This is a genomic window from Shewanella inventionis (assembly GCF_019931735.1).
Classification (GTDB): Bacteria; Pseudomonadota; Gammaproteobacteria; order Enterobacterales; family Shewanellaceae; genus Shewanella; species Shewanella inventionis.
Genome location: NZ_CP082926.1, coordinates 679,157 through 699,387 on the forward strand (window position 1 = coordinate 679,157; position 20,231 = coordinate 699,387).

The following is a 20,231-nucleotide window of genomic DNA, read 5'->3' on the forward strand; positions in this document are numbered from 1 at the left end:
ATTATCAACGTGAACTTCCTGCGACGATAGCACCAAATTAGACGTCCCTTGTCTAAATGGGCTATGCTGACTCTTGTCTTTAACTACTCAAAAGAAACAAAACTTATGAAAAGCATCGCAATTATTGGCGCTAGTGGTTACACAGGCGCACAAATTACTTCGTTGATTAATGCCGACAGTAACTTAACGGTTCAAGGTCTATATGTGTCGGAAAACAGTTTAGACAAAGGGCGTAAATTAGCCGACTTGTACCCTGCATACAGTCATATGGCTTATACGCTTTCTCCACTAACAGATGAAGCAAAACAACAAATCGTAGACCAGGCCGATGGTGTGGTACTTGCGACTGAACATTCAGTTAGCTTGGAGTTAGCGGCCTGGTTTTACAAAAAAGGCTTAGCCGTATTTGACCTCAGTGGTGCATACCGCTTTGCAGACGTTGCGCAATACCCTAAATGGTACGGCTTTGAACACACTCACCCAGATGTGTTAGCCCAAGCTGTGTATGGGTTAGCTGAATGGAATGCTGAGCAAGTTAAAAATACCAGAATGATCGCTGTGCCAGGCTGCTACCCAACGGCGTCGTTAACCGCCCTAAAACCCCTAAAGCCCTTCTTAACTGACATGTATCCTGTGATCAACGCTGTCAGTGGTGTTACAGGCGCAGGCCGTAAAGCACAGCTGCATACCAGTTTTTGTGAAGTGAGCTTAACGCCATACGGTGTATTAGGTCACAGACATCAACCCGAAATTGCCACCCATTTAGGTCAAGAAGTTATTTTTACACCTCATTTAGGTAATTTTAAGCGTGGGATCTTGGCCACGATTACACTGCAGTTAAAACCGGGTACAACTGAGGCCGATGTTGCCAAAGCGTATAGCGTGTACGACAACGCCCCCATCGTAACGGTAAAACACAATCAATTTCCTAAAGTGGATGATGTGGTTAATACACCTAATTGTCACCTGGGGTGGAAGTATGATGCCAACAGCGGCTATTTAGTCGTTGCCAGTGCAATTGATAATTTAATGAAAGGCGCTGCAAGCCAAGGGCTGCAATGCATCAAGATCCATTTTGGTGTGTAATTAGGTCACATAAGTAAAGGAACAACAATAATGGCTACAAAACCAGTGTTAGTACTTAAAGTCGGTGGTGCATTACTGCAATGTGAAATGGGAATGGCACGTTTAATGACAGCAGCTGCAGAAATGATCGCAGCGGGTCAGCAAGTGCTGCTAGTTCATGGTGGTGGTTGTTTAGTTGATGAGCAATTAACTGCTAACGGCAAAGAAACCATTAAGTTAGACGGTTTACGCGTCACGCCAGAAGATCAAATCCCTATTGTAGTTGGAGCACTTGCCGGTACTTCAAACAAAATTTTACAAGCGGCCGCGGCAAAAGCAGGCATTGTTAGCGTAGGCATGAGCCTAGGCGATGGCAATGTGGTAACCGCCAAAATAAAAGATGAACGTTTAGGCTTAGTCGGTGAAGTTGAGCCAAAAGATGCAACCTACTTAAACTTTATTTTAAACCAGGGTTGGATGCCGATTTGCAGCTCGATTGCGATTTCTGGCCAAGGTGAAATGCTAAACGTTAATGCAGACCAAGCCGCTACAGCACTGGCTAAGTTAGTTAACGGCACCCTGGTTTTATTGTCTGACGTTTCTGGCGTGTTAGATGGCAAAGGCCAGCTAATTAACAGCTTAAACAAAAGCGAAATTGAATATTTAGTTGCCCAAGGGGTGATTGAAAAAGGCATGAAAGTCAAAGTAGAAGCCGCACTAGAAGTTGCTCAATGGATGGGCAAGCCTGTGCAAGTTGCTTCATGGCGTGACGCCGAACAGTTAAAAACCTTAGTAAAAGGTGGGTCCGTCGGGACTCAAATACAACCTTAATGGAGTAGTAGTATATGCAGCACCTATTGTCGATCAAAGAGTTAACTCAATCTCAGCTTTTAGCTATTATCGAACTGGCTAAAAAAATTAAGCGCAACCCTGCTGAGTACCGTCGCGCCTTAGATGGTAAAAGCGTTGTGATGTTATTTGAAAAGCCATCACTTCGCACTCGAGTCAGCTTTGACATTGGCATTAATAAATTAGGTGGTCACTGCTTATACCTAGATCAACAAAATGGTGCATTAGGCCAACGTGAAACCGTTGCCGACTTTGCCACTAACCTTTCATGTTGGGCCGATGCAATAGTGGCAAGAACATACTCGCACACTACCATTGAACAACTTGCAGAGCATGGCAGTGTACCGGTAATCAATGCCTTGTCTGATCTGTATCACCCATGCCAGGCGCTTGCAGACTTTTTAACGCTATCAGAGCAGTTTGATGATGTAAGCCAGGCAAAACTTGCCTATGTTGGTGATGGCAATAATGTGACACACTCATTAATCTATGGGGCAGCCATTTTAGGCTTAACCATGACAGTGATTTGCCCAGAAGGCGCGTTTCCCGACGCGCTAATCGTGACCGAAGCGCAAGCGTTGGCACACAAAAATGGCGGCAAGCTAACCCTAAGTGCTGACATTAATGCTATTGAAGGCCATGATGCTATTTATACAGACACTTGGATTTCTATGGGTGATGATACGTCGCTTGCTGACATTAAAGCACGTTTTGCGCCTTACCAGGTTAACAGTGAGTTAATGGCAAAAGCCGGTGCAAAATACTTTATGCATTGTTTACCAGCACACCGCGGTGTAGAAGTAACCGATGAGGTGATGGACGGCGAAGGTTCATTGATTTTACACCAAGCAGAAAACCGCATGCATGCGCAAAATGCAGTGTTGGTTACCTTATTAAGTTAGTCACAAAATTGATTGATAATGCCAATGGCGTTATGTCGTTTACAAAAACATAAATGATTGATTGTAGGAATTGAACATGTCTAATGCAGTGAAAAAAACCGGCGTTAAAAAAGTCGTACTCGCGTACTCAGGTGGTTTAGATACTTCGGCCATTATCCCATGGTTAAAAGAAACCTACGATAATTGTGAAATTGTCGCATTCTGTGCCGACGTAGGCCAGGGCGAAGAAGAACTCGTAGGCTTACATGAAAAAGCCATCGCTTCAGGTGCTAGCGAGTGTCATATCGTTGACCTTAAAGAAGAATTTGTTGCCGATTACATCTACCCAACTATCGCTACAGGCGCAATTTATGAAGGTACTTACCTACTAGGTACTTCAATGGCGCGTCCAATTATTGCTAAAGCGCAAGTTGAAGTAGCCCGTAAAGTGGGTGCAGACGCGGTATGTCATGGTTGTACCGGTAAAGGTAACGACCAAGTACGTTTTGAAGGTTGTTTTGCTGCCCTTGCGCCAGATTTAAAAGTGATTGCACCTTGGCGTGAATGGGAAATGCGTAGCCGTGAAGACTTACTTGCATACCTTGCTGAGCGTAATATTAAAACCAGCGCATCAGCGACTAAAATTTACAGCCGTGATGCTAACGCATGGCACATTTCGCACGAAGGTGGCGAGTTAGAAGATCCATGGAACGAGCCATCAAAAGGCGTGTGGACATTAACCGTTGCCCCAGAAGACGCGCCAAACGAGCCAGAATATGTGTCACTAGCCATTAAAAACGGCCGTGTTACTCATGTTAATGACGAAGCATTGTCACCTTACGCTGCATTGATGAAGCTAAACGACATCGCTGGTAAGCACGGTGTAGGTCGTATCGACATTACTGAAAACCGTTTAGTGGGCATGAAGTCTCGTGGTTGTTATGAAACACCAGGTGGCACCGTCATGTTTGCAGGCTTACGTGCCATTGAAGAATTGGTATTAGACAAAACCAGCCGTACATGGCGCGAGCAAATTGCTGGCCAAATGTCGCATCTAGTATACGACGGTCGTTGGTTTACGCCTTTATGTAAATCACTTATCGCCGCGTCAGAATCATTAGCAGAATCTGTTAACGGTGATGTGGTGATTAAGCTATACAAAGGCCAGGCTACAGCAGTGAAAAAGCGTTCACCAAACAGCTTATACTCAGAATCTTTCGCTACCTTTGGTGAAGATGACGTGTATGACCAAAAACATGCTGAAGGCTTTATCCGTTTGTACTCTTTAGCAAGCCGTATTCGTGCGTTAAACACCAAATAAGGTTTACGCCAATACGACTAAGGCGCTGCAAAGCGCCTTTCTTATAATGACTTTTGAGTGATCTAAAAGAGTCATTATAAGAAAGAAAATAGTTAACCTGAACGCTAATCAGGTGACTTAACACCTACATTATTGAACACCCAGTTCTTAAACAGTTTTCAACACAGAGGATACCGACATGGCGTTATGGGGCGGAAGATTTCAGGGCGAAACCAGTGCACTTTTCAAGTTATTTAATGACTCACTGCCAGTGGATTATCGCTTATTTGAACAAGACGTTGTCGGCTCAATCGCATGGGCAGACGCCATTGCCAGCGTAGGCATTATTACCGCAAAAGAATGTACCGATTTGAAAGCCGCCTTAAACGAATTGCTGGTGGAGGTAGGTAATGACCCGCAAGCCATAATCAGCACAGGCGCCGAAGACATTCACAGCTTTGTTGAACAAAAGCTGATTGCCAAAGTGGGCGATTTAGGTAAAAAACTCCACACTGGCCGTTCACGTAACGATCAGGTCGCCACCGACTTAAAACTGTGGTGCAAAAAAGAAGGTGCGGCATTACTGGCTCGTTTAGGTACCTTGCACGCAGAGTTAATTGATTTAGCAGAGCGCGAAGTTGACGCCGTTATGCCGGGTTACACTCACTTACAACGTGCACAACCCGTGACATTTGGCCACTGGGCATTAGCTTATGTTGAAATGTACGAGCGCGACATTAGCCGCCTACAAGATGCACTTAATCGTGCCGACTCATGTCCGCTAGGTTCTGGCGCATTAGCCGGTACAGCTTACCCCATTGATCGCCACGCATTAGCGGCGGCATTAAATTTTGCCCGCCCAACGTTAAACAGCCTAGACAGCGTGTCAGACCGTGACCACGTGGTTGAGTTATGCAGCGCCGCATCAATTAGCATGATGCACTTAAGCCGTATGGCAGAAGACCTAATCTTCTTTAACTCTGGTGAAGCTAACTTTATCTCGCTCGCAGACGAAGTCACTTCAGGCTCATCGTTAATGCCGCAAAAGAAAAACCCAGATGCATTAGAGCTTATTCGTGGTAAAACCGGCCGTGTTTATGGCAGCTTAATGGGTATTTTAACCACCATGAAAGCCTTGCCATTGGCGTACAACAAAGACATGCAAGAAGACAAAGAAGGCTTGTTTGATGTGGTCGATAGTTGGGCCATTTGTTTAGACATGGCCGCCTTAGTATTGTCGGGCCTTAAAGTGAATCGCCCACAAGCATTAGTTGCCGCGCAACAAGGCTATGCAAACGCAACCGAACTTGCAGATTACCTAGTCGCTAAAGGCATGCCGTTCCGCGAAGCGCACCATGTCGTGGGTGAAGTAGTAGTATTTGCTATTAGCCAGCAAAAGCCAATTGAAGAGCTAACCGTGGCAGAGTTGCAAAAATTTGCCAAAGTAATTAGCGATGATGTGTATCCAAACCTTACCATCGAGGCGTGTTTAGAAAAACGTGATGTATTAGGTGGTACGGCAGTTAACCAGGTAAAAGCGGCTATAGCGGCTAAAAAAGCGTAATTTTACCGCAAGTCAGTCTTTAAAGAAGCCCTGTAGTATTCAGCAACAGGGCTTTTGTTATTTGTGCCATGCTTACTCGATTTGCCACAGCTGATGTGCTCTTTGAGCGTCTCCTGCGGGCGGTGAATAATAGCAGTTGCCGACGACTGCATGGACGCAGGAGATAGAGCAACGCAGGATCAGTTGCCGACGACTGCATGGACGTAGGAGATAGAGCAATGCAGGAGCAGTTGCCGACGACTGCATGGACGTAGGAAATAGAGCAACGCAGGAGCAGTTGCCGACGACTGCATGGACGCAGGAGATAGAGCAACGCAGGAGCAGTTGCCGAGAGTAATTTTGCCTACAATCCTATTACTTGCCTAGAAAGTACAGAACTCCCACTGAATGACCAGATAATTAGTGGAATTGGTATTAAGCACCATTAATAAACGCTTTGTTATCGATTAACTTGTTTGTTAAATTGCTGAGTAACATGATAAAAAATAGGAAAGGACCCTCCAATGAAAACCGCCACACATATAGCTCTCATCACCTTACTCGCGTCGGTATCTTCAATTCCGGTATTCGCTGATAACACTGAACATCTCGATAAAAAAGAATTACTGCTTACATGGATGCAAGGTCACTTCGACAGCGAACAACAATCAATAGCCGACAAAGAGTTTTATAATATTCACCTTAATATGGCGGCAATGTGGCCGAATGATCCTGGCAATTGGCTGTATGTCGAGCAAGCTGCTGCAACCCATTTAGACGAGCCTTATCGTCAGCGGGTATATCAGGTAACGCAAGTGTCAGACACTGAGTTCGCCAGTAAAGTTTATGGTTTTAGCAATGACAAACACTATGCCGGAGCATACAAATCTACCAACCCACTCGGTGAGTTAACCCCTAAGGATTTAATCGAAAGGCAAGGATGTACTGTGTTTTTAACTTGGTCTGCACAGCAGCAACATTTTGCAGGCTCAACCAAAGACAAACAATGCTTAAGCCAATTACGTGGCGCCAGTTATGCCACCTCAGAAGTGGTGGTGACTAAAGATAAGATTGTGAGTTGGGATCGCGGTTTTGACAGTAACGACCAGCAAGTTTGGGGCGCCGTAAAAGGCGGCTATGAATTTATAAAAGCCCAGTAAGACATACTACAAAACCGCCAATAATGGCGGTTTTTACTCACTGAACGTATTAGCGCCTCTATGGTAGCGGACAACCAAGATAATCTGTCAGTGTCGCCTTAAACAATGTGTCTTTTATCTCTGACGACAATTCAGTGGTCATGTCAGCCTGTACCGATGTATTAGGCTGATGTTGCAGCATATACAGCGGCGTGTAATCAGGTTCGCCAACGCTAGCCACCCAGCCACACGCTGTTTGTTTTTGCTCAGATCCTAAGTAGTCAGCTAACTTTTGTTCAAAGTTTTGCTGCTCAAGGGCAGACAAAGTCCAAATAGAATCTTTTTTGATTAATTCAACCACCTCATGTGACGGCTTATTTGGCACGCGCAAGGTATCAAAGTAAGCATAAGCACCCGCTAAAAAGTAGCCACTAATTGCAGAATCATAATCTTGCGATTTAATGCAAGCTGCAACCGAATGTAATAGCGCTACAGGCGTCGTTTTATTTGTCAGTTGCTCTTTGGCTAAGCAGCTAATATCGCCTGTCGGTTTAGCATAATCAGGGATGACGACCGCGACTTCAGGTTCTACTGGCGACGGCGTGCATGCCGGAATAAGCCGCTCATCTAATACTCTAATTTCCCAGTCATCTTTATTACCTGGACCGTGTTGTGCGGTGACTACATACCGCATACATTCTTTAGCAACCAGCGGATACACCAACGTTGACATTGCTTTTCTGCTGCGCAGAGGACCCGTAGTACTTAAATGAATAGTGTGATAACCCGGTTTAATATTTTTTGTCAGCTTGCCTGATTGAAATGCACCATCAATAGCGACAATTTCAACATTGTAATTGTTAGCATCAGAGACTTTACTCTGGCTGCCATCAATGATTGCGTATGGGGTGGATTGACATCCCGTTAAAAACAAACAGCCGATTATTAAAGGTAATTTCATTTTATTTTTGCTTTTTTAGAAAAAGTAAACACATCAACACTTATTTGCGTGCCTTAAGCATTGGGTAAATGGACCATTGGTATAAATGAAGACTTGATGGAAGGAGATAACACTAGGTGTCATTAAGCTGAACAGCAAAGCGGCAATGCTCACTTTAAAGATTAAAGCACTTTCCATAGCACTCATTATTTGACTAATGTAAAATTTTTGTTTCAATTTGGTCAAGATAATTATTAGTTTAAAGGTGATTTTGATAGACTCAGTTACACTTTTATGTTGTTTTATTATGCGGTTACCTTGTCAAAGTGCACACTTAAGCTTACAAGGTTAATCGTTGACCATGTGAGTATTCTTGATTGTTAGCAGGGCATTTATCAGCCATAATTTTAGCCACTAATGTCAATTGGCGACGTTAATCTGTAATGTTAGTTAACCACTTATCAATGGCGTGCATCTCAATAATTTATGGCTTTAGAACATTCGTCTAGCAGCAATAACCCTTGTTCTCGCAGTCGCGACAGATTGTCGTGGCTTCGATGTACCTTGCGCCGCAGCCAGCAAGAGGCTGTGGCATCGTCTACCATGACAGCCACCAGTGATAACTTTTTTAATGCGTATGCGATTTTTTTAGGTGCCAGTTTAGGCCAAATGGGCTGGGTGACTGGATTACCACAACTGTTTGGCGCCTTGGCTCAGTTATTGTCTGTGTGGCTGGCGAGCCACTTTAGCCGTAGGCAATTTATTGTAGTCTGCGCTGGGCTACAGGCCGGTGTGGTATTAGGCATGGGCGCGTTAGCCGCGTTTCAGCCTGAAAATGCCGTGTGGCTTTTTATTGGTTTAGCTGTGCTTTATCAAGGGTTTATTAACTTAATCCAACCCCATTGGCGGGCGTGGATGGGCATGATAGTCCCTCAGCGCCGACGCGGGGCCTTTTTTGCCTCTCGCACCCGTTTAACCATGATGGCCTCGCTGAGTGTTTTTTTTGTTGGCGGCGGCATATTAACCCTAACCGACTCAATGCAAATGGCCTGGCTTGGGTTTAGCTTGCTGTTTTCGATTGCGGCAATGGGGCGATTTGTTTCCGCCTGGTTGCTGTTGCAAATGCACGACCCTGAACCTCGAGCGGCTAAAGCCTCTGGGGTGTTTAACCAAACCTTATATAACTTCCGTCAAGCGTGGAAAGACAAAACCTTCCGTCATTACAGTTTGTTTGTTGCTGGTATGCAGTGCATGGTCGCCATTTCGGCGCCGTTTTTTGCGGTGTACATGCTAGAAGACTTGCAGTTTACTTACTTTGAATTTGTATTATCAAGTGTCGCTTCCATCTTTACCCAATTTATCACCTTGCGTTTTTGGGGCCGCTTTAGCGACTTATACGGCAACCGGTTAGTGATGATTATCACCAGCTGTTTAATACCAGGTTTGCCTTTATTGTGGCTATTTTCAGATAATTATATGTACATTTTAGCTGTTCAAGCATTTTCAGGTTTTGCCTGGAGCGGCTTTACCTTAAGTACAGCCAACTACCTTTACGACATTCGGCCTTTTCGCAGCGACTTTGCGACTTACGCGGCATTACAGGCAGCATTAAGTGCTGGTTTTGTATTTGTAGGCGCTATGGTGGGTGGCTCTATTGCCTCATATGCAGAGGCTTTTTTGGTGTGGACAGGCTTAAAAACCTGGCTCGATAACCCCATTTTTGTGGTGTTTATTGTTTCAACCACCATGCGCACACTGGTAACTCTGTGGTTTATTCCACGTTCGGTTGAGCCTAAAGCGCGCCCAAGGCCAGAGCTGCTTACGCTTATTTTTCGTATTCGAGGCTTTAATGCTATTTCGGGTGTCAGCCTGGACTGGCTCACCGTGGCCAAGAAAAAGCGCGATAACAAAAATGCGAAAGATAAAGATTAATCGAGGCGGTAATCAAAAAACTTACGTTTATCAGGGCCTGATGCATTCGCACTGATTTTATTAGGGTGTTTATACTCATCCCAGCTGGCTACATTGCGGCCAATGTTTAGCTGTGGAAAGTTTAATTGTGGAAAGCTTAGCTGCGGAAAACTTATTCGAGGTAAGCTTGCCTGCGACAGCGCTGCCGCATCAGGCAAGGGCAACTCAATAAATTGCAAAAGTGTACTTAAACTACCAGCCACACTGATATCAATCGCCATAAAATCATCACGATCTGCAAAGTAGCTAAACACTTGCTGCTGGTGGCGCTGATAACAGGCCGTTAAATGCGTTTCATCAAACACATCTTTAACCCGCCATATATCAAAGCAATGATTAAAACTGCGCTTCATCACCGGATGAAAGCGGCCACTGTCTTTATCTAAATGCACTAGCATGCGGCCCAGTAACATTTGCATCGACGGCAACCACTTATCTAACGGCCTATCTAAATAGACAAATTTAGCATTGGGAAATAACACATCTAACTGCCGGTAATCGCTAAAACACGGCGCATCAGACACCGCATCGGCCAACATAAACGCTTGTTTAGTAAACGCTTGGTGGGCCACGGTTAAGCCATGTTCAAGCAGCGCCACGCTCACGCTAGTCGTGCCGGTACATGGCTTAGGAGGAGTTATTTATGTACATATATGCTATGAGTATTGATTTTAAGGACTTCTACAATACATATGGTCCAATAACAACATGTATTATATTGGAGCGTTTATTAATAACATGAATTTTAATGTGTAATCAGTAGTCCTTCACTGCTAAAAGATTGCTTCGTGTTTAAGTTAACTTACGTGAATAAAGTAATAATAAAAATTTGTTCCAGTCACTGTAATATTCTTCAATAATGAGCTAGCTAATGATGATCGTTAGCTGCAATCCGGTGTGATGTGATTAAGTTGGCTTACTCAAGCTCGATATACCAGAAATCTCTATAAGAGAAACTGTTGCACTTACTTCAGCTCAGATTAATGGACAGTATTCATTTTGATAAAGTAACAAAATCAAGTTTTTGAAACGGAATGATGATACGTTAAGATCTTGTATGTGAGTATTTTTTTTAAAATGCTGCATTTACTTAAAACTTTGTACAGAGCCTGTACATATACCGTTCCAGCAAACAGTTTCAAGTAAACCAACAATACGGACCAGCGGGGGCATTTGAACGAAAACCTACGGTTTTGACTCCCAGGCCCTCCGCGTAACCGTAGGTTTCCGAAGAATCACCCCTTCCCCTCATCTTCAATAAAGTACGTACCATTGGGCAACACATGCTTATAGGGCAATAACGAGATATGGGATAAGGTCTTGTCGTCGATATCCTCCCCCTGCTGCCGGAGCTGCTCAACCACGTCATTTATCTTGATCGTGTTCCAGTACAGAATGGCATTGGATACAAAGCTGAGGCTGCTGGCCTTGTTCATGATTTCCTCATAGTCTCCAGTGGTGAATTCCCCCTGGTCCGCAAAGAATATCCAGCGCGGCAGTTTGTGCCGGTATTCCCCTTTGTTCAGTTGCCGCTGGACGGTTTGGCGCAGGTCTTTGTCAGTCAGGTACCGCAGAATGTATTCGGTCTTGATGATCCGGCCCAGGTTGGTAAAGGCCTTGGTGAGGCGATCGGAGGGTGAACTATTGGTCAACCGTTGAACGATGACGTGTGCTGGCGCAGTTTTCTGCTTCAGAGAAATGACCACCCGCATCATGTATTCCCATTGCTCCTCAATGATCGACAGACCAGCTGTTTTCGTGAGTAAATGGTTGAGGTCACCGTAATCGACGGATTTGTCGATACGGTATAGCTGCTGATCCTTCAGATCCCGAATACGTGGCATAAAGTAGAAGCCGAGCAAATGACAGAGGGCGAAGACGATTTCAGTGTACCCGTGCGTATCGGTGGTGTGCTCTCGGATTTTCAGAATCGTGTTGTTTTCCAGCAGGCCGTCCAGAACATACAGGGCTTCACGAGGGCTACAGGAAATGATCTTGGTGCTGAACACGGAATATTGATCGGATACGTGGGTGTAGATCCCGATGGCTTTTTCATAGTAGCCGTAATAGCGGGGATAGTATGAAGCCAAGAGACTGTCGGCGCGGATTTTAAAGCGTTGCGCATCTTAAGAGGACAATGTACCGGAGCCATACACCGCACTCAACGGCAGCTCATGGTGTTGATTCACAATTTCAGCACTGGCGTTGACCAGGGTTTCTTCGCGAATATAGTATTGCAGGATATGCCTTAGCATATCGACAGTAACGCCATTGACGCTGTTACTCATGGACACGACGCCCAGGTTTGTGGCTTGTGAAATAATGGCAGCCATCAGGCTTTTGTAAAAGTTTTTGGGTCGTGACTGGTGATGCTGGATAGGGACAAAGTGACGACTGTAATGCGTCATTTGATCCACCTCCATCAGCAGTTGGTTGACTTTATCCGGTACGTCCAGCTTGTCGTCACGCTTGAGTTTCAGCCTGCCATTGTGTATCTCGGCGAAATTATCCAGTCCAAAACGCTTTTGCGCTGCTGACACCGCTTCGTGGAACTGGGTTGAAATGGCGGAACGCACTTCGTGCGGCAAAGGCTGCTGTAGCTCGGTATAGACAGTGTGTTTGGTTTCATCCCAGTTGGGCTCGTTCAAGGTCAGATCCCAGAACGACACATGCTGTTTGCTCTGTGGCAAATACAAATCGCCGGAACGCAACGCATCTTTCATCGCGAGAGCAAGACCCATTTCCCAAACATTGCGATTGATGTTGCCGGTTTGATCTTTAAGGCTGCGACGCAGCTCGCGGGGAATGAACGCAGTCGGTGTATTCTCCGGCAGTTTTTTCAGATCGCCGTCATCCAACTGCCGGACGAACTGGATGGCTTTTATCAGTGGCCCAGAACCTTTCGCCACTTCAAACGGTAACCGTATAAAGTCGGAAAAATACTTTCGTAAACTGGGGTAACGGGTCAGCAACAAATCGCAATAGCCGCGTTCTTCCAGGCGTTTAAAAATGTGCAGATCCTCAATGGAGGCCAGCAAGTGTTTCTCGTCAATACGCTGCCATAAGTCATTCTTGTACAACGGCTGTTCCTCCGGCCATTCCAGCAAAACATGCGTGGTATCGAGCACAGCATCGATGGCTTTCTTCTGGCGTTTACGGAATTCCTTGTGCTTTTTGTCGTGACTGTTTCTGGTTTGTCGGCACAGTTCCGTCATGTACTGATCGTGCATTTTGACCAGGTTATCCAGCAGAATCTTGCGGGATTCTAACAGGAAGCACACCATCAGGGCATAGCGCTTGTGGTCTTTGAAGCGTTTCATGTCCTTGGCGGTGTAGCGCTTGGTCAGTCGATACAGGTAGTGAAGAAAAGCGGTATCAATGACCTTTTCCTCGAATTCATTAATGCCGGTGGCCACCAGATTGTCATAGCGCTCCAAATAGCGTTTCAGTGATGAGATTTTGGCGGCCGGTGGATACTCTTTGAGTTGGTTGAAGTAGGTTCGCTGATTACCGTCTGTGGTTTGCAACAGATCGTCGATGGCACCGCGCAGTTCAGGGGACATCTGATCAAACACCTGCTCAAAAAGCTGAGTGTGAACCTGGTTACAAATACGGATGATCTGCCGTTCGATGGTCGAGGGCCCGGGTAACACAATACGGTTCAGCAGCAGGTAGCGCTCTGCCCGGTGAAAAAGTTCATCCGGCAGCAGCCCCTGGCGAGCATGTTCTTCAATCCAGCGGTCCAGATCCGCTTCCGCTTTGTTATCAAACCGCTGAAAGCCCAGATACTTGAGGATGTTGTTCCGATGCTCCAATAGTGTCGCCTCCCGTTCGGGCACGTCCACGGTTAGCGTGGGCGGGAGGTCGAGTTGACTGCTCAGGTAGCTGATTACCCGGGAGGATAGATCATGGAGTTGGTAAAGAAACCGGCCATAGAGACGCATGGCGCACAGTTGGATAGCAAATCCCAGACGGTATTGCTTACGGTACTTGTTGACCACCTGGCAATCGCGTCGGCTCAGCGTCCAATCGCGAACCATTTCTTCCTCGGAAAATCGTTGTGGCAGCATTAACGGCTGGTATCGCTGCTGGTTGGTTAAGAACTGCTCTTTGGCTGTCATGGGTTCTCACTTGGGCTCAGTCACGCCAACTACTCCTATAGCGTTGTTTTTATTGATTTTTTTACATTCGTGAGTCGCCATTGTCGCATCTAACAATCAGACGGCATTGTAATCACGAATAGACGATAATAAAATAACGAATAGACGAATTTCAACCATCAATTAGCCGAGCGCTTATTTTATGTACCCACGTTATTCTGAAATCAATGTCAAAGAAGCGCTGAGCGACACCCCGGTGGTCTTTGTGATGGGGCCTCGCCAAGTCGGTAAAACCACTCTGGTGAAGGCGTTGATTGGTGAGATGGGCGCTGAAAACTGGGAATACATTACCCTAGACGATCAGGCCCAGTTCGAAATTGCACAAGCTGATCCCGTCGGGTTCATCCGTAATCTGCCACCGAAACGAATTGCGCTTGACGAGGTGCAGCGCCTGCCTGAACTGTTCGTCTCCATCAAGCAGGCTGTGGATGAACAACGCACAGCCGGTCGCTTTCTTCTGACGGGTTCCGCCAATGCCTTGTTATTGCCCCGGCTATCAGATTCCCTGGCCGGCCGAATGGAGTCGGTTCGCCTGACAACGCTTTCCGAATGCGAGATCCACGGACGACCCCCCAGCTTTTTAAGCAAACTACTGAACCAGGAAGCGCCTTCGGCTCAGGACATTCGTGTGCGGGATCATCTACTGCAACGGTTGATTACGGGGTGTTTCCCCGAGCCTCTGCAACGTGCCAATGAGCGGCGAAGCACCGCTTGGTATCAACAGTACGTCAGTACATTGATCCAGCGGGATATCCGCGATCTGACCCATATCGATCACCCCGATTTGATGGCCAAGTTACTCAAACTCACCGCCTTTTATGCCGGGAAACTGGTTAACCTGACCGAACTGGGCGCTAAACTTGGGCTGGATCGACTGACCATCAAAAAATACATGGCGTTGTTGGAGCAGTTGTTTCTGGTGGAACAGCTGCCGGCCTGGCATTCCAACGAATATAAGCGCCTTGTGAAAACACCCAAACTGCACTCCATTGATACCGGCATGATGTGCGCCGTGCGGGGCCTCAATCGGGAGCGCCTGCTGAAACAGCCAGGTGATTTTGGGTTGGTGCTGGAATCCTTCGTCTACAACGAATTGCGCAAACAGGCGGTGTGGATCGAGGAGCCCTTGAACTTCTACCACTACCGTGACAAGGACAAGGTGGAGGTCGATGTGATCATTGAAAACGCCATGGGCGATTGTTTTGCCATTGAAGTCAAAGCGGCGGCAACCTTGAGCACGAAAGATTTTACCGGCTTGAAACGCTTTCAAAGTGTGGCCGGCGAGCGCTTTAAAATCGGTGTCCTGCTATACGATGGCGATCATACGACGGCTTTTGGTGACAATCTATATGCTATCCCGCTGGGAGCGCTCTGGTCATGAACGAAAATCACACCATTGGCCAGCTGGCCAAGGCAGCAAGTGTCAACGTCGAAACCATCCGCTACTACGAACGCCGTGGGTTGATCTGTCAACCACCCAAACCCGCGGAGGGATACCGTACTTACCCAAACGCAACCTTGGCTCGAATTTTATTCATCAAACGCGCTCAGGAACTGGGTTTTACGCTGGATGAGATCAACAACCTGCTGTCATTGGGCGGGTCGCATTGCTCGGAAGTCCAGGAACTGGCCGAAGCAAAGCTGGCCAGCGTGCGTGAAAAAATTAACGATCTGCACCGCCTGGAACAGGTGTTGGAAGAACTCGTCACAAAGTGTCGGACCAATCCTGATAATGCGGCTTGTCCTATTGTTGAATCCCTCCAACCTGATCCTCGTCAATAAAAGGCATTGGACTTGACTCCGTACCTTGGTACGGCATTTACACTGATTTCATCAGGTCAATAAAATGGAGTCGGCGATGCCGGGAAAAGAGTCATTCACCAACACAAGGCTACCTATCATCGGTGGCATTACCGCTGCCATCGGCGCGAGCCTGTGTTGTATTGGGCCTTTCCTGCTCTTGTCACTAGGTATCAGCGGGGCCTGGATTGGTAATTTGACCCTGCTGGAGCCCTACCGTCCCGTATTCGTCATGCTGGTTATGCTGTTGTTCGGTTGGGCGGGCTGGCAGATACATCGACCGGTCGAGGCCTGTGAACCGGGAACCGCCTGCGCTGTGCCGCATACTCCGAAACGGCGGCAAATAGTTTTCTGGATCGCGGTAATCGTCGCGCTGGTTCTTGTTACCAGTACCCACTGGATTCCTCTGTTCGCATGAACACCCTGGAGCTAACCATGCAGAAAATCATTCTCGGTCTCGTATTCACCATCGCTAGCTTCTCGGCCTGGGCCAAGCCACAAACCATCACGCTGGATCTGCCAACCATGAACTGTGCCATGTGCCCGATCACGGCTAAAAAGGCGCTGACCAGGGTCCAAGGCGTGATAGAAGCCGAGGTCAGTTATGAGCATAAGCAAGCCGTAGTGACCTTTGAGGATTCTCTGACCAACGCTGACAGATTGGTCGAAGCGACCACCAATGCCGGTTATCCGTCAACTATTGTAAAAAAGGAAACACCATGATGTCAGAGGTGATTTTGCAGTCCGAGCTGACTTGTCCCGAATGCGGCCATAAAAAAACAGAAACCATGCCCACGGACGCCTGCCAGTGGTTCTACGAGTGTGAACAGTGCCATGTTTTATTGAAGCCGAAGCTCGGTGACTGCTGTGTGTACTGTTCCTATGGCTCGGTACCTTGCCCGCCGATACAGTTCTCACAAGGCAATAAAGACACAGGAACCTGTTGTGGCGGTTAATTGGACCTCGCAAATCTGCATGTCACTCACCCGGTTAAGTCGATAATTTTCCAGTATCAATCCACCTGTCATGATCTCTGGAAGATAAAGGAGCGAGCCTTGGTAAAGCCCCTCTATCAAAACGGTTTCCAATCGACTGTAATTTATACTTCTCTTGACTCTATAGCTGCTATAGAGTTTACAATTGCGATCAATAATCATTAGCGATTCATGAATAAGAGAACACCGAGATGTTTGATTGCAGGAACCCACTGTTATTGCAACGCCTGAAACGAGCCACCCTTCATGCCATCATATTTCTGATGCTGCCACTTTCTCTATCTACCGGGGCGAATGAAGCTGAGATCCCAGACAACGTTACTCAACTCCGGCAACTGGCACAGCTCGCTGAATACATAGGCGTTGATTATGCCGAAGCGGTGAAAGACGGTCAGGTGATTAATGACAATGAATATCAGGAGATGGTGGAGTTTTCACAACTGATTGTTAGCAAGAGCTCGCTGGCCGCCACTGCTGATGCAGAGTCACTCGCAGTGCAAGCAAAGGCCTTGCAGAGGGCCATCCATGATAAGAAAGGTGTTGATGAGATCCGTCAAATGAGTGCCAGCCTACGCGGCACATTGTTAGGATTGATGCCACAATTATCCCTGCCGGAACGGATGTTACCTCAAGAAAAAATCCAGCCGGTATTTGAGACTAACTGCGGATCGTGCCACGGCGTATCCGGTCAGGGTGACGGCGTGCTGGCAGCACAACTCGATCCCGCGCCCACAGACTTTACCGATAAAGAGCGGGCATTAAATCGATCAATTTTGGGTTTATACGACGCCATTACCAATGGCATCGACGACACCGCCATGCCCGCTTTTCAACAGCTATCGGAGCAAGAGCGTTGGTCACTGGCATTCTATGTCGGTGGACTCGCTTTTCATTCCAGCGAACCTGCTCACAATGATTTGAATATTACCAAACTGCAGCTGATTAATCACAACCCACTGCAACTGGCAGCAGCACGCCCTGATATAACCCTACAAGCTTTGGAGAGTTTACGCGCTAACCCCTCGGCATTATTCAAGGCATCCCAAGATCCCTTGGCAATCACATGGAATCGACTTCAAGCCGCCCAAAAAGCGCATCAGAAGGGAGATTTTTCAACCGCAAGTGAACTCGCCGTCAGTGCTTATCTGGACGGTTTTGAACTGATTGAAAACAGCCTCGATGCGCATGACAAAGCACTGCGCCAATCCATCGAGTCCAACATGATGGCACTACGACAATTGACCAGCCGCCCCGACGTAAACGGAGAATTGGGTGCGCTAATGGCGGAGACGCGGCATTTGTTGGATGACGCACAACGTTTGTTATCAGAGTCCACCTTGTCCGAAGGAACTTTATTCACTGCTAGTCTGGTCATATTGTTGCGCGAAGGCCTGGAGGCATTGCTGGTTATCATTGCCTTAACGACGGTTTTGATAAGAACCGGGCGTCGGGATGCGCTTAAATATGTCCACATAGGCTGGATTGCGGCATTACTTGCCGGTGGTGCCACCTGGATCGCCGCTCAATCGTTGATCACGATCAGTGGTGCCAATCGTGAAATCATGGAGGGAATTGCCGCTTTATTGGCCGCGTTGGTACTGCTCTATGTTGGGATCTGGATGCATAGCAAAACCCAGGCTGCACAATGGCAAGCCTACATTCAGCAACATGTCGATACCCAACTTAAGTCTGGCACCTTGTGGGGGCTGGTGGCGTTGGCATTTGTGGCGGTTTACCGGGAGGTGTTTGAAACCGTATTATTTTATCAATCGCTGTTAACGCAGGCGGTATCAACCCAATATTCTTCTGTTGGTGGTGGCTTTGCGCTCGGTTTGTTGCTGTTAGCCATATTGGCGTGGGTGTTGATTCGCTTTTCCGTCAAGCTGCCGATCGCCAAATTCTTTTCAGCCACCACCTACTTGCTGCTAGCGCTGGCATTTGTCCTGATGGGCAAAGCTGTGTCGGCATTACAGGAGGCGGCCATCATCGGTATGACGCCATTACCTGTGAGTTTTGAGATTGACTGGATTGGCGTCAAATCCACCTGGCAAGGCGTGCTTGCGCAACTTTCGGTACTTCTGGTTTACCTGGTATTTTTAATACTGTCCAAATCAAAACGCGCAACATCACCGCCGATAACACAGGCGTCCGATTTCAAGCGCGTAAGTGTTACCGCTTCTGATGCTGATTAGTGGTTAACGTTTGCAAGATGCCGCACTGTTCGATCGTCCTTTCACTGGAGCAGCTGCGGCGAAGTGATTTCAAATGCTCGCGCAGCTGAACCAGCTCCTGAATGCGCGTTTCCACTTGTTGAATGTGCGTATCCATCATGCGATTGACTTGATCACATTGCGCACCCGGTGAGCGTTTTAATGTGAGTAGCTGGCGGATCTCGGACAAACTGAGATCCAGGTTACGGCAGTGCTTGATAAATAGCAGCTGTTCGACAGCAGCTTCATCGTAAAGTCGAAAATTGCCGTCACTACGCTGTGTCGTGCACAGCAACTGTTCTTTTTCATAGTAACGGATAGTTTGCACCGAGCAATCCGTCTTTTTTGCCAGCTCGCCAATCTTCATTTATTCAATCTCTGTGCTTGACTCTATAGTAACTATAGAGTTTAAACTGCCCACCTTGGATAGAACAAGGGTTTTTTATGACGACCACATGCGGTGGCAATTGCCAAAATAACGCGACGGAGAACACTCCCCAAATTGCCGAAGTACACGACGCTTCTCATGGCGGCTTTGTTAGTGAGTATCATGTCCCCAAGATGGACTGTCCTTCAGAGGAAGGCATGATCCGTATGGCGTTGGACAGTGTGCATCCTAAAGTCACATTGGAATTCGATACCCCCAAGCGCAAGGTGAGTGTCTACCATGGTGATAACGCTGACCTTATTAAAAAAAGAATGCAATCAGTCGGTCTGGGCGCGAGACTTGTCAGTACAATGCCCGTCGCCAGCGAGTCCATCGCCCGTGCGCAGGCGTCTGCAAAACAGGAGGCAGAAAGAGAAGCTGGCATTCTCAAGTGGCTACTGGCAATCAATGGCATCATGTTTGTCATTGAAATCACTGTCGGCTGGTGGGCGCAATCCACTGGTTTGATTGCGGACTCCCTGGATATGTTCGCTGATGCCGCCGTCTACGGCGTGGCGCTGTATGCCGTAGGGCACAGTGTGCGGATGAAGTTGCGTGCAGCCCATTTTTCCGGTTGGCTTCAGATCATTCTCGCCTTGGGCGCTTTGGGCGAGGTGGTAAGGCGATTGGTATTGGGTAGTGAACCGGTTTCCACTTTGATGATGAGCTTCGGGCTTGTTGCCCTGGCGGCCAATGTGACCTGTCTGCTGTTGATTGCCAAAAGCCGGGATAGCGGCGCCCATATGAAAGCCAGCTGGATTTTCTCCGCCAATGACGTGATTGCCAATCTAGGGGTGATCCTTGCCGGTGGATTGGTGGCCTGGACGGGCTCACGTTATCCAGACTTGGTGATTGGCCTTATCATCGGTTTGATTGTGTTGAATGGCGCGCGCCGCATCTTGCAACTTAAGTCCTGAGACACCGGGCACAATATGAACAACAAGCAATCGT

Annotated in this window: 17 protein-coding genes and 1 pseudogene; 14 read left to right on the top strand and 4 right to left on the bottom strand. The window is 47.3% G+C overall.

Annotated features, from left to right (window positions below; genetic code table 11):
- The first annotated feature begins 105 nt into the window (after positions 1-105).
- From argC to K8B83_RS03260, 6 genes are all read left to right on the top strand, one after another.
- Positions 106-1,086 carry an N-acetyl-gamma-glutamyl-phosphate reductase gene (gene argC, locus K8B83_RS03235; protein ID WP_188740382.1) on the top strand — a complete coding sequence of 327 codons (981 nt, stop codon included), beginning with the start codon at positions 106-108 and terminating at the stop codon, positions 1,084-1,086.
- 30 nt (positions 1,087-1,116) lie between these two features.
- Complete coding sequence (gene argB / locus K8B83_RS03240) at positions 1,117-1,896, top strand: acetylglutamate kinase (RefSeq protein WP_188740383.1); 780 nt, start codon at positions 1,117-1,119, stop codon at positions 1,894-1,896.
- A 14-nt stretch (positions 1,897-1,910) separates the two neighbouring features.
- Positions 1,911-2,816, top strand: a complete 906-nt coding sequence (locus tag K8B83_RS03245) for an ornithine carbamoyltransferase (RefSeq protein ID WP_188740384.1) — start codon at positions 1,911-1,913, stop codon at positions 2,814-2,816.
- Between the two features lie 76 nt (positions 2,817-2,892).
- On the top strand, positions 2,893-4,116 hold the full coding sequence (locus K8B83_RS03250; RefSeq protein WP_188740385.1) for an argininosuccinate synthase: 1,224 nt from the start codon (positions 2,893-2,895) through the stop codon (positions 4,114-4,116).
- Between the two features lie 178 nt (positions 4,117-4,294).
- Positions 4,295-5,659, top strand: coding sequence for an argininosuccinate lyase (argH, locus tag K8B83_RS03255; protein WP_188740386.1), 1,365 nt, complete (start codon positions 4,295-4,297; stop codon positions 5,657-5,659).
- Between the two features lie 503 nt (positions 5,660-6,162).
- Entirely contained in the window at positions 6,163-6,798 is a 636-nt protein-coding gene (locus K8B83_RS03260) for a chromophore lyase CpcT/CpeT (RefSeq protein WP_188740387.1), read from the top strand.
- Positions 6,799-6,856: 58 nt separating this feature from the next.
- On the opposite strand, the gene K8B83_RS03265 is transcribed toward K8B83_RS03260, so the two are convergent.
- On the bottom strand, positions 6,857-7,738 hold the full coding sequence (locus tag K8B83_RS03265) for a hypothetical protein (protein ID WP_188740388.1): 882 nt from the start codon (positions 7,736-7,738) through the stop codon (positions 6,857-6,859).
- A gap of 465 nt (positions 7,739-8,203) precedes the next feature.
- On the opposite strand from K8B83_RS03265, the gene K8B83_RS03270 reads away from it, so the two are divergent.
- Positions 8,204-9,649 (top strand): MFS transporter, encoded by a 1,446-nt coding sequence (locus K8B83_RS03270; RefSeq protein ID WP_188740389.1) that lies wholly within the window; start codon positions 8,204-8,206, stop codon positions 9,647-9,649.
- Here the strand turns inward: K8B83_RS03270 and K8B83_RS03275 are convergent.
- Both K8B83_RS03275 and K8B83_RS03280 read right to left on the bottom strand, forming a co-directional pair.
- Positions 9,646-10,329: a sulfotransferase gene (locus K8B83_RS03275; protein WP_188740416.1), complete on the bottom strand. Its 684-nt coding sequence runs from the start codon at positions 10,327-10,329 to the stop codon at positions 9,646-9,648. The two genes, K8B83_RS03270 and K8B83_RS03275, sit on opposite strands and share 4 nt — an antisense overlap.
- 594 nt (positions 10,330-10,923) lie before the next feature.
- Positions 10,924-13,809: pseudogene (locus K8B83_RS03280) on the bottom strand (Tn3 family transposase).
- A 181-nt stretch (positions 13,810-13,990) separates the two neighbouring features.
- Here K8B83_RS03280 and K8B83_RS03285 point away from each other — a divergent pair.
- The 6 genes from K8B83_RS03285 to K8B83_RS03310 all read left to right on the top strand — a co-directional run bounded on the left by K8B83_RS03285 (position 13,991) and on the right by K8B83_RS03310 (position 18,835).
- Positions 13,991-15,229, top strand: coding sequence for an ATP-binding protein (locus K8B83_RS03285; protein ID WP_188740390.1), 1,239 nt, complete (start codon positions 13,991-13,993; stop codon positions 15,227-15,229).
- The gene (gene merR, locus K8B83_RS03290) at positions 15,226-15,630 is read left to right on the top strand and encodes an Hg(II)-responsive transcriptional regulator (protein ID WP_188740391.1); all 405 of its coding nucleotides are present in this window, start codon (positions 15,226-15,228) and stop codon (positions 15,628-15,630) included. The genes K8B83_RS03285 and merR overlap by 4 nt, the downstream gene beginning before the upstream one ends.
- A 64-nt stretch (positions 15,631-15,694) precedes the next feature.
- The gene (locus K8B83_RS03295; protein ID WP_223419148.1) at positions 15,695-16,066 is read left to right on the top strand and encodes a mercuric transporter MerT family protein; all 372 of its coding nucleotides are present in this window, start codon (positions 15,695-15,697) and stop codon (positions 16,064-16,066) included.
- Between the two features lie 17 nt (positions 16,067-16,083).
- The gene (gene merP, locus K8B83_RS03300) at positions 16,084-16,371 is read left to right on the top strand and encodes a mercury resistance system periplasmic binding protein MerP (RefSeq protein ID WP_188740393.1); all 288 of its coding nucleotides are present in this window, start codon (positions 16,084-16,086) and stop codon (positions 16,369-16,371) included.
- Positions 16,371-16,604 carry a GDCCVxC domain-containing (seleno)protein gene (locus K8B83_RS03305; protein WP_140907623.1) on the top strand — a complete coding sequence of 78 codons (234 nt, stop codon included), beginning with the start codon at positions 16,371-16,373 and terminating at the stop codon, positions 16,602-16,604. Before merP ends, K8B83_RS03305 begins: the two co-directional genes overlap by 1 nt.
- Before the next feature lie 230 nt (positions 16,605-16,834).
- Entirely contained in the window at positions 16,835-18,835 is a 2,001-nt protein-coding gene (locus K8B83_RS03310) for a cytochrome c/FTR1 family iron permease (protein WP_188740394.1), read from the top strand.
- On the opposite strand, the gene cadR is transcribed toward K8B83_RS03310, so the two are convergent.
- A complete protein-coding gene (gene cadR / locus K8B83_RS03315; protein ID WP_188740395.1) occupies positions 18,813-19,220 on the bottom strand; it encodes a Cd(II)/Pb(II)-responsive transcriptional regulator in 408 nt (135 codons plus the stop codon). The two genes, K8B83_RS03310 and cadR, sit on opposite strands and share 23 nt — an antisense overlap.
- A gap of 77 nt (positions 19,221-19,297) precedes the next feature.
- On the opposite strand from cadR, the gene K8B83_RS03320 reads away from it, so the two are divergent.
- A complete protein-coding gene (locus K8B83_RS03320; RefSeq protein ID WP_011711494.1) occupies positions 19,298-20,197 on the top strand; it encodes a cation transporter in 900 nt (299 codons plus the stop codon).
- The last annotated feature ends 34 nt before the right edge of the window (positions 20,198-20,231 follow it).

Excerpts from the sequence above, each read along its gene's own strand:
- argC (WP_188740382.1), top strand. The coding sequence starts at position 106 with ATGAAAAGCATCGCAATTATTGGCGCTAGTGGTTACACAGGCGCACAA.
- argB (WP_188740383.1), top strand. The coding sequence starts at position 1,117 with ATGGCTACAAAACCAGTGTTAGTACTTAAAGTCGGTGGTGCATTACTG.
- K8B83_RS03245 (WP_188740384.1), top strand. The coding sequence starts at position 1,911 with ATGCAGCACCTATTGTCGATCAAAGAGTTAACTCAATCTCAGCTTTTA.
- K8B83_RS03250 (WP_188740385.1), top strand. The coding sequence starts at position 2,893 with ATGTCTAATGCAGTGAAAAAAACCGGCGTTAAAAAAGTCGTACTCGCG.
- argH (WP_188740386.1), top strand. The coding sequence starts at position 4,295 with ATGGCGTTATGGGGCGGAAGATTTCAGGGCGAAACCAGTGCACTTTTC.
- K8B83_RS03260 (WP_188740387.1), top strand. The coding sequence starts at position 6,163 with ATGAAAACCGCCACACATATAGCTCTCATCACCTTACTCGCGTCGGTA.
- K8B83_RS03265 (WP_188740388.1), bottom strand. The coding sequence starts at position 7,738 with ATGAAATTACCTTTAATAATCGGCTGTTTGTTTTTAACGGGATGTCAA.
- K8B83_RS03270 (WP_188740389.1), top strand. The coding sequence starts at position 8,204 with ATGGCTTTAGAACATTCGTCTAGCAGCAATAACCCTTGTTCTCGCAGT.
- K8B83_RS03285 (WP_188740390.1), top strand. The coding sequence starts at position 13,991 with ATGTACCCACGTTATTCTGAAATCAATGTCAAAGAAGCGCTGAGCGAC.
- merR (WP_188740391.1), top strand. The coding sequence starts at position 15,226 with ATGAACGAAAATCACACCATTGGCCAGCTGGCCAAGGCAGCAAGTGTC.
- K8B83_RS03295 (WP_223419148.1), top strand. The coding sequence starts at position 15,695 with ATGGAGTCGGCGATGCCGGGAAAAGAGTCATTCACCAACACAAGGCTA.
- merP (WP_188740393.1), top strand. The coding sequence starts at position 16,084 with ATGCAGAAAATCATTCTCGGTCTCGTATTCACCATCGCTAGCTTCTCG.
- K8B83_RS03305 (WP_140907623.1), top strand. The coding sequence starts at position 16,371 with ATGTCAGAGGTGATTTTGCAGTCCGAGCTGACTTGTCCCGAATGCGGC.
- K8B83_RS03310 (WP_188740394.1), top strand. The coding sequence starts at position 16,835 with ATGTTTGATTGCAGGAACCCACTGTTATTGCAACGCCTGAAACGAGCC.
- cadR (WP_188740395.1), bottom strand. The coding sequence starts at position 19,220 with ATGAAGATTGGCGAGCTGGCAAAAAAGACGGATTGCTCGGTGCAAACT.
- K8B83_RS03320 (WP_011711494.1), top strand. The coding sequence starts at position 19,298 with ATGACGACCACATGCGGTGGCAATTGCCAAAATAACGCGACGGAGAAC.